We start from the raw sequence: 16,216 nt of genomic DNA on the forward strand, positions 1-16,216 counted from the left end.
GTTAAGTTTTCTTCAAGTTTAGGCTACCATATAAACTTATACGAACGAATATTAACAAAGTAAATATTCGGATAGTTATTTCTTTCAATAAGTTCCTTCACTTTTTCTGTCACAATGATATTACCTTCCCAATTATCAAAGTAAAACATATCTGAGCCATCCCATTTATCTAAGTTGACTGATAATCCTTTTCTTCCAGAAAGATTACCTGGAACTACTCTGTGACATTGGCGGCAATTACATATTTCCTCCCCGTTTAAATCTGTTAGAAGTCCACATCTTCCATAAATATCTAATTGCTTTAAATCTGTAGTTAGTAAATTTCCTTTTTCATCATCTATGAGTACATCTTTAAACTGAATACCTGTTATCTTGTTCTCTACAAGAACTTTTATAAACTTTGGACTTACAGTGTGCCATTTTACTATTCGATAATAGTCAGCCAATTTTCCTTTCCCCTCAAAAGAGATAACAAGAGGGCCTTCATTTTGACTATTAATTCCTCCACAAATTTCACATATATACTTAATAGTTTTCTTTTGGTTCCAATATGCTATTCTAAACCCTTTTTCATCAGTATCTTTCAATACGTAAAATTCCATTTTTACCTCCACTGAGAATTCATTTAACTTCTTCTATTCCAATTTATATCAATAAGTGATTGGGCTAATATTATTTTTTAGGTTTCGCTCTTCTATTTGAACTAAACTGCCCATTAGTTTAAGTACATTTGTTCACAATCTTATATAAATTTTAACATGAATATCCAGCTTTGTTTGGAAGTCTTCTTCAACAATCTGGCCCTAAAGTGAAAATAAGTGCTGATCCTTTATTTCTAAAAAAGCGCCTGATTATTGAATATTGAAAAAATGCTTACGATAGTTTCTCAGTTGTTTTGTTAAAACTCCTGTTAATGAAATAAAGGGGCAAAGATTAGCATTAAAACTGAACTAAAAATAAGAAAAGCACTAATTATTTTTGGAAGTTTTACTCTATGTTCTCCTTTATAAAACCCAGAAAATTGGAGCCTATTTCTATACAATACAAAAATTATTATAAGAATAGATATACCCACCATCCAACCTCCATTGGTATTATCAACATTTATTCCAAAACTTCCATAAACTAATTTTATAAAAGCACCCATTAAGCCGCCAAGAATCAAAAAAATTGCTGTAATCCGAATTAATTCCAAAGTTACTCGAAACATCATTATCCCCCTCCCTTATAAACTAAACACGTCCTATTAATTCATTATTTCATAATTTTATCTATATTTAACAGTTGTTTTCGATTTATTTGTGGGGAATTTTTATTCAAGTTAATGGCCCTTAAATGAAAAATGAGCGCTTATCCTTTTTTCAATGATAGCGCCCGATTGTTGAATATCGTTATTGAAGTAAATAAGACAGATAGTTTAAGTGCAATATTTCACTATATCATTTTCCCATATTATCCTATCCCTGGATAGCCTTCCAATCATTGCGCAAGACTCCCATAACAATAACATCATATCTTTTTCCGTCCCGATATACTACCGACCTTTTTCTACCTTCCTTTTGAAAACCAACCTTTTCGTACGCTCTTATTCCACCTTTGTTATACTCAATAACTTCCAAACCAACTCGATCCAAATTTAATTCATGGAAAGCATAACGAAGTATCAGCTTCAAAGCATCTGATCCGTAACCTTTATTTCGATTAGAAGATTCCCCAATTCCTATGGACAAGAGTCCCGTACGATTGTTCCATTCAATACTATGAATAGCAACAAATCCAATTAAACGATCTTTATCAATTGTTCTTAGTCGGAAATACACTTCATTTAAGTCCGTTTTTCCTTCTGAAACCAATTGTTCTTTAGTTTTAGGAAGGGCTATTTCTGTATCTACATTACGAAGATATTCAGAATCTTCTCCCCACTTCAGCATAATTTCAACGTCTTCTTCTCTAGGTAATGAAAGTTTTACACTATTCCCGTAAAAAAGATTAGAATTAATAGTTGTCATGTGAATCTCCTTAATAGTAGTTAGTTTTATATACCTCACCGTTATGTGATAAATCTCTAACCGTACGCAATACCTCAGCCCCTTAATTTTTTGATAATTTAATCTTAATGATTTATTAAATTTTTAGCAATAAAATTCCCAAAAATAGGTTTACTTCCTTTTTATTGATTTAAAAACAATCCTTCTTCTACTAAACTGCCACGTTAGTTAAAGTAAAAATCTTACAATTTTTCATACTTGTTATGCAACAATATGGCCCTGATTGTTGCATATTGTTATTGGAGTAAAGAACCCCGATAGTTCAACAAGTAATTTGAAACCATCCTGTTTCTGGTAAGAAATCTTTTCTAGATAAACTCTGACCTGAAATTAATTGACGATAAGCAGTTATGGTACCATCGTGGGAAACTATATAAATCTTTTCTTTTTGTAGCAGCTTGCAATTCTTAATAAAATCTTCTGCAATTTTTATGAATTTATTTTCAGGCATAACATTTATTCCATTAGACCATAAATCTTGGGGAGCATTGGTTTCAATTTCGAATGCTGAAAAATCTTTTTTGATTATTTTTAAATCAATTATTTTTTCACAAGGCAATGTGTTTTTATCTGGAAATGGGAATATAGGGCCCTTAAATAAAAAATGAGTGCTTATTGAGCGCTTATCCTAATCCAAGGATAGCACCCTTTTATGGAATAACTTGGGATGCACGTTAGAAATTTAGCAGAAGTAGCGTTAATCGCACTTTCCTTTCCAATAGGATACAACAAAAAAAACGCCTTGAATCCTTTTATATTAAGGCATTTTCTACTTGGATTTGATATTCAGGTTAAGGGGGTTTATAAGAACAATAACAGGTCTGAATAATTTTATACATCCCATAAAAAAATCTAATTGAATCTTGCTCAACTAAAGCCCCACGATACTTTAAGTACATTCTTTCACAAATAAGCGAAAATAGATTATACTAGAGTTAATATAATACTCAAAAGGAGGAAATTCCTATGACCGAGAATAATCAATCCGAAGCACCAAAAAAGAAAATCAGCCTACGTGAGGCAGTGAAGCAGCAACTTGAAAACAAAAAGAACCAGTCCTCCGCTAATAAAGGAAAAAAGAATGCCGACCTTTCAACAAAAAAAATGAAAAGCCAGCAAGCGAAAAAAGCAACCAGTACCCGCAGAAAAATAGGTGGCTAATGAACGGTCAAAATCGGAAAGACTTATTACCAAGTATGACTGTTGATATTGTTTTAAAAAAGGATCAAAAAACGGGAAAGCTTACCAGAGGCATCGTGAAAGATATTCTTACTAAATCTAGCACCCATCCCCACGGTATTAAAGTCAGACTAACAGATGGACAGATTGGACGGGTACAGGTAATTCACTCTAATTAAAAGTAGTGAAAAAGCATTCAAGGGCAGTTGCCTGAATGCTTTTTTATTATTTTCTTCTATTCAATTTATAACTTATTCTTCAGATAAGTACGGGTTTGAAATTATCGCTTCCTTTTCGGTACTCCACACTGTAAGTGCGAATTTTCCCCCTTACAGTGTTTCATCATCGTTGTTAGTAACTCGATTTTTCTAAATCAGGGCTTTGTTTTTATACCAAACACACACCTATTCATAATACATTTACTTTATTTTCTCATTTTTAAAAAGACTATAAAAGAAAGATAGAAGAGCAAAGTTAAAATGTGCTCACTTATCTTTTTCATTTTCATTCTATTCGATGGTTTTACTTTTTATAGAACTCCAAGACCCGTAATGTCGGAAACTTCAAAAGTTTCATTTATTTATTAGCCGTTCTTTTTAGTGAACAATGCATATTTTCCACTGCCATTAAGAAGGAAATATACTGACATAGCTAAATAGGCTAAATCTAATTCCCAACCTGCCATTGGTCCATTACCTACAAACCCAATGGAAAGTTTTACAGTAAAAATACCGCCTAACATCACAATAGCAAATAATACTGCCACTATACGAGTACCAATTCCAAGAATCATCGCTATGCCACCAACTAATTCAATAACAGCAACAATATATGCTAAAAATCCAGGTAATCCAATGCTGCTAAACCAACCTGCTGTACCTGCAATACCTGTACTAAATTTTAAAATTCCATGTGTTAAAAAAGAAACACCTAATACTACACGTAAAATAAATGAACCCAATTCGTAATTCTTCACTAAATTTTCCCCTCCAAAAATATCAAATAATTAACAACTTACTTTTCGTAACTAACTATACAATAATAACATAGTTACGTCAAGTAAGTATTATTCTCTTTTTGGTTAAGTGCCTATCACTCTCCAAAATTTGTTGATAAAAGGTGAAAGTCCTAAAGTTAATCAACAGAAGTTGAATCAAGACATTGTAATGTGTAATTCTGAAAAAGATGATAAAAGAATTTCTATCGAGAAATAAAAAAGAGCCAAACCTGTAATAACGGTTTGCTCACGGTTGCCAATACTGAATAATCATTTCCCTAACGATGATTACCTTTTGACTCTTACTATTTAAACTTATTTATCATAAGGTCTTTTTCTTTCTGAAATAAGGTGATTGATTTTTTTGATTAATTGTGGCAATTCGATCATCGATTTGATGGTAAAATCCGCTGCATTTTGTAAAAAGGATTCTTCTGTTTGAGAAATCACTTTCGCTTGATCCTCTTCGGATAGATCATGAAATTCATCTAAACTTAATCCCATTTCAGAGCTGGCAATCACGACACCCATTGCCCAAACACCTGCATTAACTGCCTCTTTTATATCTGATGCCGTATCTCCCATTTTTACTACCTTCAATGATGCTGATAGTTTTAATGCTTCCATATTACGATAGATCATATAAGGATATGAACTGCGTATTTTATGTACATAGATATTGGAGTCGAACTAAATAAAAAAGAGAAACCCTTATTGTAAGGATTCCTCTAGTTTTCTAGATACTTCTAAAAATAACTAATTAAAAATTAAAGTTTTACAATGTTTGCAGCTTGTGGTCCACGTTGGCCTTCTTCAACTTCGAATTCAACTTTTTGACCTTCTTCTAAAGATTTGAAACCGTCGCCTTGGATTGCTGAGAAGTGAGCGAATACGTCTGCTCCGCCTTCAACTTCGATGAAACCGAAACCTTTTTCTGAGTTAAACCATTTTACTGTACCTTGTGTCATTTAAATGACCTCCATTAAAAAATTATTAATATATAAGCTTTTTAAAAGAAAAAAATTCACATATTACAAAAAGTACCGAACAAACACGATTACTCTTTGTAATATGCGAATTCAACTTTTTTCCTATAAAGGCCTTTTTTATGTCATTATATAGTCTAAATACACATTTGTCTAATATCATTTTGATCAATTACAAAAGAATTGAACCCCCCATCTTCCACAATTGGTTGAGGGGGGATATTGTTGAACAGTATCCTTTAATAAAACATCAGTTAATTGAAGAAGACAAATTACTCTTATTCCACAATCGCGCCCGATTGTTGAAGATCGTTTTTCAACTACCTTTGCATAAAAAGCTGTAAAAACAATTGTCCTCGCAAAAAGGCACAAACGTTTATTTAACAACATTCGTACCTCTCTGGTGTATTACCTAACATTTATTTGGGAACGTTATTTCTTCTTTATTTGCATACTCATACTTTATTTAGTTTTTTTCATGCTATTTAAATTTCAATCGAAATCGCTAATGTTCCCCATTCTTTTTCCTGCTCTGGAGTGTATATGTCGTAAGTCCCTTTGATCATCTCGTCCATTGTCCATCCATCACAATCAAAATCTTTAAAAGGGATATTCTGATACATTTCTTTAAATGTATTGTATGTTCTTAATTCAGTTACTCTGACAGTTAGTGATTCATCTTGATTAGGAACACTAATAAATTCAATCAAATCACCTACTTTGATTTTTCTTCTCTTTTCATCATTTAATCGAACCTCAACCTTTTTTCGCCCTTTTTTGATTGATTCGAAATATGTTTCGTGTAAAGCCATTTGATGTATCACTCATTTCCCTCCACATATACATTTCTATTTTTTATTATAAATGAAAATTTATAACAGTTTAACTTGAATTTAAAATACTCCTAAAGTGTCATTTTACAACATTGCATAAAAGCTTTTATTCCACAATATGGCCCTTTAATGGAATAACTTTATTATCACTTAACATTCACAAGAAAAACTAAAATTCCTTCTTAACAGTTGTAGCGTTAATCTCACTTTCCTTTCCAATAGGATACAATAAAAAACGCCTTGAACCCGTTTACATCAAGGGTTCAAGGGATTTTCTGCTTGGATTTGATATTCAGGTTAAGAGGTTTTTTGAGAACAATAACAGGTCTGAATAAATTTTATTCATCTCATATAAAAAATCTAATTGAACCTTGCTCAACTAAAGCCACCGTTACTTTAAGTACATTCTTTCACAAATAAGCGAAAATAGATTATACTGGAGTTAATATCATACTCAAAAGGAGGAATTTCCTATGATCGAAAATAATCAATCCGAAGCACCAAAAAAGAAAATTAGCCTGCGAGATGCAGTGAAGCAGCAACTTGAAAACAAAAAGAACCAGTCCTCCGCTAATAAAGGGAAACTGAATGCCGACCTTTCAACAAAAAAAATGAAAAGCCAGCAAGCGAAAAAAGCAACCAGTACGCGCAGAAAAATAGGTGGCTAATGAACGGTCAAAATCGGAAAGACGTATTACCAAATATGACAGTTGATATTGTTTTAAAAAAGGATCAAAAAACGGGAAAGCTTACCAGAGGTATCGTGAAAGATATTCTTACCAAATCGAGCACCCATCCCCACGGTATTAAAGTTAGACTAAAAGATGGACAGATTGGAAGGGTACAGGTAATTCACTCTAATTAAAAGTAGCGAAAAAGCATTCAAGGGACAGTTCTCTGAATGCTTTTTTATTATTTTCTTCTATTCAATTTATACTTGTTCATTCAGATAGGTACGGGTTTGAAATTATCGCTCCTTTTCCCCCATTTGATAAGAATTTTCTTTAGAGATGGTGTGAATTGGAATAGCATACCATCTTTTGTTTATATGTTATAATAAAAAATTGAATATTTGATTGGAGGAGATTGTTATGAGTGGTATGGGGTGTGTTCATGATTTTGAATTAATAAAATTACCTGAATACATTAATATAGAAGAAGATAATGATACGATTTATGGAAGAACTATAAAAAGTGCAATCATTCATGATGATGTAATTGATTATATAGATAGCCAAATAGGTGTTGAAGATAATTTGTTTTATCAAGTTCCTTCAATTAATCCAGGATATGAGGAAGCACCCTATAAAAACCTTATCCCTAAAGATGAAGGATTCAATTCCTTTGGTGTAACTATTTTTAATCAATATTCGATAAAAGAATTAAGGGCTATGTTTTTACAGTGGAGGGTTATTGCTGAAAAGATGCCTGAAGCTTTTTTTCATGATTTAGATAGCCAATATCAATTTGATCGTTTAGAGTTATTAAAAAATATTGACCTTTGTTTAAACTTTGTAGAAGAATTACAAAACCCACAATATATTTTATATCATGGTGGAATTTAATTATATGGGGTTATTTTAAAATTATTTACCTACCAAAGTTATCAATCTTGTTTATATAATTTTCGTAAGTTGAATTATAAAACCCATACATTTTGATCAATCTGAACTGACCCAATAAAGTTAGACAAATAGTTTAGGCAGCTTCTAAGACCTGAGTTCGGTATTCTACTGGACTTAGGTCTATTAATTTTGCCTTCATTCGTTTGTGATTATAATACTCGATATAATCATGTAGTTCTTGTTCAAAATGTTCCATACTCTCAAAATCCTGAAGATAAAGAAGTTCAGATTTTAACAAGCCAAAGAAATTTTCAATGACGGCGTTATCTAAACAGTTGCCCTTACGGGACATACTCTGCGTAATGTGGTGTTCTTGTAGGGTCTTCTGATACTTCTTCATTTGGTAATGCCATCCTTGATCGGAATGTAGAATTACTTGATCTCCTTGTTGAAGACGATTAATAGCTTGATCTAACATCTCTCCAACAAGTCGATAAACAGGACGGCTCATCACTTTATACGCAATGATTTCACCATTACACAAATCTAACACAGGTGATAAATAACGTTTCTCTCCGAATAGATGAAATTCCGTAACGTCTGTTACCCATTTTTCATTCATTTTCTTTGCCTTAAAATCACGTTGTAATAGATTTGGTGCGATTCGACCAACGGTCCCTTTGTAAGAACGATATTTCTTTATACGTACAAGACATTTTAAGCCCATCTGATTCATTAGACTATTAATTGTTTAGGATCGTGAGTATAACCATATTTCTTCAATTCTTTAGCTATACGACGGTAACCATAACGACCTTTATGTTCGTGGTAAATCATTTTAATTGCTTCTTTTACTTGTCCGTATTCATCAGTTTGATCTAATCGATTTTCCCAATAATAATACGTACTACGGGGAATGCCAGCGACTTTAACCAACTCCGCAACGTCATATTTATGCTTTAGTTCAACTATTACTTGCGCTTTGATTTTGTTTGTAATTTTTCTTGCATTTGAACTAAAGTATTTAACTTTTTTAAGTAGGCGTTCTCCATTTCTAAACGCTTTATCTTTGCTTGTAAAGCCTCTAGCGAGCCTTCATCTGATACTACAACTTTTGATTGCATCTTATTCGATTCTTTTTTCATTGGAGGGCGCCCCTTTTTCTTTGGTTCTAGCGCATCCAGCCCCTGTGTTTTTAATAACCATTCCCATTTATAAACTGTACTTGGAGAAGAAATATTAAAATTACTCGCTGTTTCTCGAAGAGAAGCGCCTGTTTCGTTCATAAAATTAAGTACGTCTAGTTTAAACTGAACAGAGTAAGCTGTATAGTCTTTTTCAAAACCATTCATTCCTTGGGCCTCAAATAATTTTACCCAGTTGATAACTTGAGATTTGGTTGAACCAATACTTTCTGCAATCTTTTTATAACTTTCAGTTCCATTTAAATAACGTTTCACTGCGTTTAATTTTGTCTCCATTGTAAATTTAGTCATAAAAACACCCCGTAAATGTTAGTTAGTGTCTAACATTTACGGGGCAGTTCAATCTGTGTTCAAAAGATATGGGTTTTTTTATGATGAAATGAGTATTTCCAGCAACTTTTTAATCAAACTTTATTCCAAATCAACAATATGATTTTTGATTTGTTAAAAGTTGATACAATTAATGCTTAGGTTAAATCATATATCATAAGTTGCATTGTCCAATTTTGAAAGCTAATATTTTTTTAACCCACTCTTCATTATCGCTTGTGGAGCATATGGGATTTGGATTTTAACCTGCCCCAATAGTTTAAGTATATATCTTCACAGTCTCACCTGAATTTTAACATAAACATCCATATTTCTTTAAAGGTGTTGTTCAATTATATGGCCCTTAAATGAAAAATGAGCGCTTATCCTTGTTCAAGGATAGTGCCTGTTTGCGAAAAAATATTTTGTTTATCATCTTCAAACTGAATATAAATAAAAAACTATTTTGTTGAGCTGATTTCATAAAGATAGAAAACATAATCAGTAGGTACACTTGGGTAACCCTGTTTAACGTATCATTGCCGTAAGATTTCCGCGATGATACGTTCCGTGGTTGACTATATGCTGAACCTATTCTGAAAAATGAGTATCTAAACGTCCGAATTTAGGATGTTTAGGGAAAATCTCTTTATCCAAATCACTTTCATTGTTAAGTAATTCTTGATACTCCAGTGACAAATGATGAAACAACATTTCCATTTCCTCAAAACCCTTATTCTTTGTTTTCTCTTGTGCCTGAGCGATGGAAGCTTGAATCTCATCCATACTTTTTTCATGCATCACACCAAGCCAAAGTGTATCTGTCGTATAAATATGAACAAGAGTCTCCGCAATCGAGGTAAAAATACTTTGAAGTTCCCGATCATAAATTTCCTGTGGCAATTCCTTTAATCTTCCGAAAAATTTGTTATTCGCCCAAACATGATAATCATATAACTGTATAGCATGATGTTTTTTCATCTAACATTCCTCCTCCATCTATCTTCTAATATAGTAAAGAACTTTACTGACAAATGCCGGAAGTAGAATCCATCCTTTTTTGAAATTATGCCTGACCACTCCCTAACTTCCATGTCACATGGCTTAGAGCATATCCTCTGTATTCTCTTCACTCTTTGAAATTCCTCCCTTTTTATTCCACAATCTGGACCGATTATGGAAGTTCGTTCTTCAACTATTGAAGAAGAAAAGAAAATCTTACTAAAGGATCGTATTTACTTATGATATAATTCTCCATCCTTGTTTTAAGTACATTTTTTTATAATTTAATTATAAGAATAATCTATATAGGGGTCCCGTCAAAATGCCAAAATATAACCCATCTCATTATGGTATAATTGTTAGAAGTTTACACCTTATTATCTATGTTCTACGTTAACGAGTAGGGTATGACAATTCATTCCCTTACTGACGACTGACGAAAACTAATTTTTTTGGGGAGGATGTTCTTATGAAAAAGATAATTGGATTAAGTTTTATTATATTTGCTGGAATCATATTATTCGGATGTTCAAATATTTTAGAAGATTCTTTAGATTCAAGTGATAGAGCCGCTATTGAAATTGCTACTAAACGAGAAACTGGAAACGGAAGTATTGAATTATTAACACCAACGATTACAACAAAAGATAATCAATTAGAATTTATGACTGAGGGAATTGATGAAAATAAAGTGACCTTTATTTTTGTTGCCAATAAAAAAGTGTTTGAACAAAAAATAAAAAATGATGAATCCTACAAACTTGACATTAATGGTATCAAAGATGCTCATAGGACTGACTACAAGCCAAAAGTTCAACTTTTGCAAACTATAGATGATATTGAAGATGGAGATATAGTGACCTTTAAACAAGTTAGATATACAGTTAAAAAAGATTAGTTTTATAGTTATTTAATTCCCATCCTAATGAAAAATTATTGAAACATATTTCTCCATTAGGATGGGAACACATTAATGGTCCTACCCTTATTGTAGTAAAGCCCCCGTTAGTTGAAAAACTTCTCTTTTACTTAGTCCAGGAACATTATCTGCCTTTTCATAAGGCTTATGTTTTTACACATAAATATCTTCTGAAATTATCCAATTATTTCCCCCCACATTTCACGGGCTTCTTCTCCGTCTATATCGAGACCTCTTGAAAGACGTTTTTCTCTTGGACAATTACCCCATATTTTGAAATCATATTTATCTGTTAATTCTTTTCGAATAGAATATTTACCTTCGATTATTACAATGCCACCAACAGGAACAATATGCCATTCTGTTAAGCTATCCGTGTCCCAATCGTACCGTTGATAATATCCCTCTTTTTCTTGGCTTGATTTAAAAGACGTTTCCAATCAAAATAAGCACCAATAGTTTTTTGGGTGGATGTGTATTTATAATTTGAGAGGAAGGAAGGTGAAATCAACCTTATGTACAATCGTTACATTAGAAAATTCTTCTTTTATTTTATCAGCAAAAGTACTTTTTCCAGAACCTCCACAACCGTCTATCCCGATTAAGAGTGTAGATTGCTTTTTAGAAATTTCATTTATAACGTAATTTGTACAGTTCGGGCGTTGCAAAGCCACTATCTGCACGAATAATATAAATATAGGTTACTTTTCATTCCTAAAAAGGTAATATAGTGTAATAAAGGAGGGTTTTCATGAAGAAATTATTCAAGTATTTGTTATCATTTATTATTGCTCTTACTATCTTTTCGCCTACATTGCTGATAACTGAGGCCGCTTCTAAAAAAGCACCAATTACATCTCTTCGTTATGTAAAAGTGTCTGGTGGTAAAGCCATTGCGATTAAATCCGAGGCAAAGTCATCTTCATTTAGCTATACAAAAGTACAAAATGGTGATGCAGTTATGATTACAGGAAAGAAAAAGGGACAATGGACGGAGCTTTACACGACAAACTTGCGTGGGTATATCCAAACAAAGTATTTAGAAAAATCAAAACCTCAGCCAAATAAAAAGTACACAAGCTACACGATGAATACATCAAAAAAATATACGTATAAAGATCTAACACCTAGCAGCTATGATCACCGAGATACGATTACAACCAATTTCGTTAAGAAAAATTACGACATCATCAATACTTGGATTTTCAATCAAGACCCAACGCCTTGGGGATACTTTGAATTTGAAACGAGTAGAGGTCTATATACAGGAATTGGGGAAGAATTTACATTACAATTAACAATAAAATATCCAGTTAAGAAAAATCAGGAATTCGGAAGAGGTTATAAAGTTGTGAATACGAAAGCTACTATTTACACTAATGCCGGTACGTTTGATAATGTTATTGCTATTAAAAAAGGTAAAACAACTAACTTTTATTCACCGATTGTCGGTCGTATCCAATGTATCGACCCTTATTATGGCTTTACACTTGTAAAATTGAAATAGTCCATTTCATAAATAAGTTCTACAATTATTTAAGACCCGTATCCACGATGGACTACGGGTCTTTCGTTGAGATTCCAATATAGATGCATTAACTTACTCGATTGTAGTTTAGCTAAACATCCACACCCTAAAAGATACAAATTAAATTACCTAAATGAGCCATATAAAAAAGCTCTGGTGGTCAAAAAGCCAAAACAATAAAAAACCACCCTAATCAAAGTGTGGTCTGAGTGTAAGCGATAGGTTCTTTAAAGCATTTAGATTAAGCTTCTAGAAGTAAATCTTCTGGGTTTCCGATAAGATCTTTAACTATTTTAAGAATCTAACTAATTCTTTACCGTTGATTAAACTACTGTTGTATAATCGAGTTTCTTCCTATTTTATATTCTTATTAACTCAATGTATGGCTAATTTCCATATAAAATATTATATGATTTCATACCAATTGATACGCTCTGGTAGTCAAAATGGTAGTCAAGTTATTTCAGGCGGTTAATTGATAAAATTCATTCATGTCTCTAAAAAACACCCATTAGTTGAAGAAGAAAAATGAATCTTATTCCACAAACGCGCCCGATTGTTGAAGACCGTTATTGAAGATAAGCCCCCATTTGTTTAAGTAGAACTTTTCACAAAGAGTTTCCTAAGATATATTCACGGGTCAAATGAAGCATCTTATTTTGCATTTCCTCGTTATTCTTTTCTTTATCAATTAAATAACCTATGTGATAAATGTATCCATTGTAATAAGCATAAAATTCATTCGCCGCCGTCCCAACGGTAACTATGCTATTTTTAGTTACATCATAATCATAATAGGTATATAATAACGCACTATCTGTCGTAATTACTTGCTGGTAAATTGGTAAATCTTCTGTTAAAATTTCTTTTTTTAATTCGTTTCCTACTGAATCATATTTATCCGAAATATCATATTTTTTAAGTGGATTTTCATCGACTTCTGTTACAGAAATGATAAAAAAATTATCTACTTCGTTATACTCTGACTTGCTGAGATAGCTTAACTGAACCTGGTTCTTTATTTTACCATTCTCGTCTTTGGAGGTTATAAGATACACTTTCTCATCATCAACTGTGAAAGGTAACCTATTGGAATCAATCGTATTTATAGCCTTTTTAACTTGTTCTGATAAAGATGATTCTACCTCATCAATTGGAACAGGCTTGTAATATTTAATGTTTTGCCTCTCGTCAAGCCCATCGTAGGTCTTAAAATACTCACTATAAGTTAAGCCAACACCTTTTACTCCCTCAAAATCAGTTTTGTTGAAGGAACAACCCAATAATATTGAACTTATAAAAATAATTGGTAACATTAACTTTAATGATTTTTTAGTTGCCATAACTCCCCCCTACATCTTTTATTCAAAAATCTTACTTTATAACCCCAATTCTTTAGTGTAAATTGTAATATTATTACCAATTTAACGGAATTTATTTTTGCATTAACTTGCCCGTTACTTTATAACGGTTCCTCCTTTCTTTTTCCTTTAGGGATTAGTTGCTGCAATAACCCAGATGGAAATGTTAACAGAAATAATAATTAGAAGAAGTGTGAAAATTAGATACTTATCATCTTTTTTCTTCTCTGTTTTAAAGAATAAAATTTTGATTAGAATCAACACAAATCCAAGACCGCCAAGTATTTTTGCAAGTAGGAAACCAGACACCTTTGTTTTTCTCTCCTTTAATTACTACTTATTAACATTGAAAACCTGTCCAGTATGGCTTATCAAAGACCATCTTATATAAATTCCACATCCATTTGCATTAGCAATTGTTAACGCACCCGATTGTTTAATATTGGTAATATAGAAGTGATGCAAATGGATTTTCTATAAGTCGCTCACCTAAAAGGATCCCCAATATATGAATCAATGATAATAACCCCTCCAATTATCAACATCAAAATCAGAAAAATTACAAAATCTCTTTCGAACTCTTTCTTTTCTTGTAATTGCTTTCTATAAATACTTTGAATGTGTCTTTTGTTTTTTAATTTCATAATCACACCTCGATGTGTAACTGATTCTTCTATTTAAAGCTACACCACTATATAGACTTTTTTAGTTTAGGTATGCCTTTTATGATTATATAAATTAATAAGCCTGAAATTGTTATTGCTATAACTCCATTTAAAGTATTCGATTTCCCCAGTATCATTTCAAGTAATTGGTCATACGTTGGGATATTTAACCATTTAAGTATTCCATTCATTATAAATAACCCGATTACAATACTAAATATATAAAATAGACTGTATTTCTTTATCACACTTTCAACTCCTTAAAATTTAGTCCTTTCTTTAAATGATCCTCATATTCTATATACTTCTACAACCTTCCTAAAATACCTGTTTATTCCATTAACCTACTCCCCTTTTAGTTGTAGAAGAAGTTAAACAATTATTCAAAAATCGCGCCCGATTGCTGAACAAGCTCTTTTACTAATTCAAAATAATTCCTCTGTTCTATCTAAACATTCATTTACTAAAGAACTAAATAGTTGTAACGAACCTTATGATTATTTGTGAATATTAAATGAATTGTTAAGTTTCAAGAGAATTTCATCAGCTTCTTGGTGAATTTTTTTAGTTGTTTCCATAACATTTTTCAAAGCATCGGTTTTTTCTTTTTGATGGACTTCTTTTGTATCATGCCAATATTTAAACCAAGATAACACTAAATTGTTTAAATCACTTCGCAATTTTTTCAAATTTGCTTTTGGATCAGCTTTAGCGGGGGCAACATGATTTGAATATCCGTGACGTGAAAGCAAACCAGCAAATTTAAAAGTATTCATGAAATGTTTGTTAGATTGCATAATCTTATGTTGCTTAATTAATTCTTGCATTTGGGGATTTTTTTTATTTTCTTCATATTTTTCATCTTTATTTAGAAAATAATTAACAGCATCATATATCTTATATGCATTTGTAATGAAATGAATTTTATCGTCTTCACATAAAGAACGCCATATTAAAATATTTCTAGAAATATCGTCGTCAATGGCCATCTCCATCATGAAGCCCTCTTGTGTTTTAATGATAGGCTCACGATTTCGTATGTATTTGACAACATGCGGATCGAAAGGATTGTTTAATTCCTCCATAAAAACATCAAAATCATCTTCTTCAAAATTATTATTTGGAGACTTTTCTTCTGGATTTTTAGGTTTAGGTTTCAAATTAAAATGATCTCTAACCCTATTATGTTCAAATTCTGTAATTCCCCCTTGTGATTTACGAGTACCATTTTCAAAGGTAGCTTGAATACCATTAAAAATAAGAAGGAGAACTTCTAATCGTTTTGCTGCTCGATGAGCATCGTCCTTTTCTAGTACGTCAACATGAGGAGAACTTAAAATCGGAGTAAAAGAGGGAGTATCATAATCATCATCGCACCAAAAATAAAAGTGTCGATACGTTCCAAAGTAATCAGCACTTTTTTCGACTATACTGATATTACCGATTAGAGCAATGCCCCACTTTGTTTTAGATTCGGGTTCTTCAATATACATATTTCACCTTCCTAATTATGAATTTAAGTAATCTCAATTAAACAATTATTATCTATTTTCATCATACCATTTCCTAACGATGATAATTGTAATGAGCGGAAATCTACCTGATGTCTGAGACGTAAA

Annotated in this window: 19 protein-coding genes and 2 pseudogenes; 7 read left to right on the plus strand and 14 right to left on the minus strand. The window is 32.0% G+C overall.

Features of this window, described 5'->3' with window-relative positions; genetic code table 11:
* Nucleotides 1-23 precede the first annotated feature (23 nt).
* The 4 genes from Q8X41_RS04610 to Q8X41_RS04625 all read right to left on the minus strand — a co-directional run bounded on the left by Q8X41_RS04610 (nt 24) and on the right by Q8X41_RS04625 (nt 2,607).
* On the minus strand, nt 24-602 hold the full coding sequence (locus tag Q8X41_RS04610; protein ID WP_397539085.1) for a hypothetical protein: 579 nt from the start codon (nt 600-602) through the stop codon (nt 24-26).
* Nucleotides 603-910: 308 nt separating this feature from the next.
* Complete coding sequence (locus Q8X41_RS04615) at nt 911-1,213, minus strand: hypothetical protein (RefSeq protein WP_397539086.1); 303 nt, start codon at nt 1,211-1,213, stop codon at nt 911-913.
* 244 nt (nt 1,214-1,457) lie between these two features.
* On the minus strand, nt 1,458-2,009 hold the full coding sequence (locus tag Q8X41_RS04620) for a GNAT family N-acetyltransferase (RefSeq protein WP_397539087.1): 552 nt from the start codon (nt 2,007-2,009) through the stop codon (nt 1,458-1,460).
* A gap of 301 nt (nt 2,010-2,310) precedes the next feature.
* On the minus strand, nt 2,311-2,607 hold the full coding sequence (locus Q8X41_RS04625; RefSeq protein ID WP_397539088.1) for a hypothetical protein: 297 nt from the start codon (nt 2,605-2,607) through the stop codon (nt 2,311-2,313).
* Nucleotides 2,608-3,014: 407 nt separating this feature from the next.
* Between Q8X41_RS04625 and Q8X41_RS04630 the strand changes: the two genes are divergently transcribed.
* Complete coding sequence (locus Q8X41_RS04630) at nt 3,015-3,209, plus strand: hypothetical protein (RefSeq protein ID WP_397539089.1); 195 nt, start codon at nt 3,015-3,017, stop codon at nt 3,207-3,209.
* The gene (locus tag Q8X41_RS04635; protein ID WP_397539090.1) at nt 3,209-3,406 is read left to right on the plus strand and encodes a YwbE family protein; all 198 of its coding nucleotides are present in this window, start codon (nt 3,209-3,211) and stop codon (nt 3,404-3,406) included. Before Q8X41_RS04630 ends, Q8X41_RS04635 begins: the two co-directional genes overlap by 1 nt.
* A 404-nt stretch (nt 3,407-3,810) precedes the next feature.
* Here the strand turns inward: Q8X41_RS04635 and Q8X41_RS04640 are convergent, their stop codons facing one another.
* The 4 genes from Q8X41_RS04640 to Q8X41_RS04655 form a co-directional block, all read right to left on the minus strand.
* Nucleotides 3,811-4,203: a DoxX family protein gene (locus tag Q8X41_RS04640; protein WP_397539091.1), complete on the minus strand. Its 393-nt coding sequence runs from the start codon at nt 4,201-4,203 to the stop codon at nt 3,811-3,813.
* 336 nt (nt 4,204-4,539) lie between these two features.
* The gene (locus Q8X41_RS04645; RefSeq protein WP_397539092.1) at nt 4,540-4,866 is read right to left on the minus strand and encodes a hypothetical protein; all 327 of its coding nucleotides are present in this window, start codon (nt 4,864-4,866) and stop codon (nt 4,540-4,542) included.
* Between the two features lie 125 nt (nt 4,867-4,991).
* Complete coding sequence (locus Q8X41_RS04650; protein WP_397539093.1) at nt 4,992-5,192, minus strand: cold-shock protein; 201 nt, start codon at nt 5,190-5,192, stop codon at nt 4,992-4,994.
* A gap of 503 nt (nt 5,193-5,695) precedes the next feature.
* Complete coding sequence (locus Q8X41_RS04655) at nt 5,696-6,034, minus strand: ASCH domain-containing protein (RefSeq protein WP_397539094.1); 339 nt, start codon at nt 6,032-6,034, stop codon at nt 5,696-5,698.
* Nucleotides 6,035-6,516: 482 nt separating this feature from the next.
* Here Q8X41_RS04655 and Q8X41_RS04660 point away from each other — a divergent pair, with 482 nt between their 5' ends.
* The 3 genes from Q8X41_RS04660 (at nt 6,517) to Q8X41_RS04670 (ending at nt 7,608) form a co-directional block, all read left to right on the plus strand.
* On the plus strand, nt 6,517-6,711 hold the full coding sequence (locus Q8X41_RS04660) for a hypothetical protein (protein WP_397539095.1): 195 nt from the start codon (nt 6,517-6,519) through the stop codon (nt 6,709-6,711).
* Complete coding sequence (locus Q8X41_RS04665) at nt 6,711-6,908, plus strand: YwbE family protein (RefSeq protein WP_397539096.1); 198 nt, start codon at nt 6,711-6,713, stop codon at nt 6,906-6,908. The genes Q8X41_RS04660 and Q8X41_RS04665 overlap by 1 nt, the downstream gene beginning before the upstream one ends.
* Before the next feature lie 226 nt (nt 6,909-7,134).
* Nucleotides 7,135-7,608: a hypothetical protein gene (locus Q8X41_RS04670; protein WP_397539097.1), complete on the plus strand. Its 474-nt coding sequence runs from the start codon at nt 7,135-7,137 to the stop codon at nt 7,606-7,608.
* Between the two features lie 133 nt (nt 7,609-7,741).
* Here Q8X41_RS04670 and Q8X41_RS04675 read toward each other — a convergent pair.
* Both Q8X41_RS04675 and Q8X41_RS04680 read right to left on the minus strand, forming a co-directional pair.
* Nucleotides 7,742-9,104 (minus strand): annotated as a pseudogene (locus Q8X41_RS04675) (IS3 family transposase).
* Between the two features lie 609 nt (nt 9,105-9,713).
* Nucleotides 9,714-10,103 carry a DinB family protein gene (locus Q8X41_RS04680; protein ID WP_397539098.1) on the minus strand — a complete coding sequence of 130 codons (390 nt, stop codon included), beginning with the start codon at nt 10,101-10,103 and terminating at the stop codon, nt 9,714-9,716.
* 490 nt (nt 10,104-10,593) lie between these two features.
* Here Q8X41_RS04680 and Q8X41_RS04685 point away from each other — a divergent pair, with 490 nt between their 5' ends.
* Nucleotides 10,594-11,022 carry a hypothetical protein gene (locus tag Q8X41_RS04685; protein WP_397539099.1) on the plus strand — a complete coding sequence of 143 codons (429 nt, stop codon included), beginning with the start codon at nt 10,594-10,596 and terminating at the stop codon, nt 11,020-11,022.
* 174 nt (nt 11,023-11,196) lie between these two features.
* On the opposite strand, the pseudogene Q8X41_RS04690 reads toward Q8X41_RS04685, so the two are convergent.
* Nucleotides 11,197-11,711, minus strand: a pseudogene (locus Q8X41_RS04690) (uridine kinase).
* Nucleotides 11,712-11,794: 83 nt separating this feature from the next.
* Between Q8X41_RS04690 and Q8X41_RS04695 the strand changes: the two are divergent.
* Complete coding sequence (locus tag Q8X41_RS04695; protein ID WP_397539100.1) at nt 11,795-12,550, plus strand: SH3 domain-containing protein; 756 nt, start codon at nt 11,795-11,797, stop codon at nt 12,548-12,550.
* A 629-nt stretch (nt 12,551-13,179) separates the two neighbouring features.
* Here Q8X41_RS04695 and Q8X41_RS04700 read toward each other — a convergent pair.
* The 3 genes from Q8X41_RS04700 to Q8X41_RS04710 all read right to left on the minus strand — a co-directional run bounded on the left by Q8X41_RS04700 (nt 13,180) and on the right by Q8X41_RS04710 (nt 16,090).
* Nucleotides 13,180-13,914, minus strand: a complete 735-nt coding sequence (locus tag Q8X41_RS04700; RefSeq protein WP_397539101.1) for a hypothetical protein — start codon at nt 13,912-13,914, stop codon at nt 13,180-13,182.
* A 147-nt stretch (nt 13,915-14,061) separates the two neighbouring features.
* Nucleotides 14,062-14,241, minus strand: coding sequence for a hypothetical protein (locus Q8X41_RS04705; protein ID WP_397539102.1), 180 nt, complete (start codon nt 14,239-14,241; stop codon nt 14,062-14,064).
* A gap of 853 nt (nt 14,242-15,094) precedes the next feature.
* Nucleotides 15,095-16,090 (minus strand): hypothetical protein, encoded by a 996-nt coding sequence (locus Q8X41_RS04710; protein ID WP_397539103.1) that lies wholly within the window; start codon nt 16,088-16,090, stop codon nt 15,095-15,097.
* Nucleotides 16,091-16,216 lie beyond the last annotated feature (126 nt).

This window comes from Rummeliibacillus pycnus, assembly GCF_044359855.1.
GTDB lineage: Bacteria > Bacillota > Bacilli > Bacillales_A > Planococcaceae > Rummeliibacillus > Rummeliibacillus pycnus_A.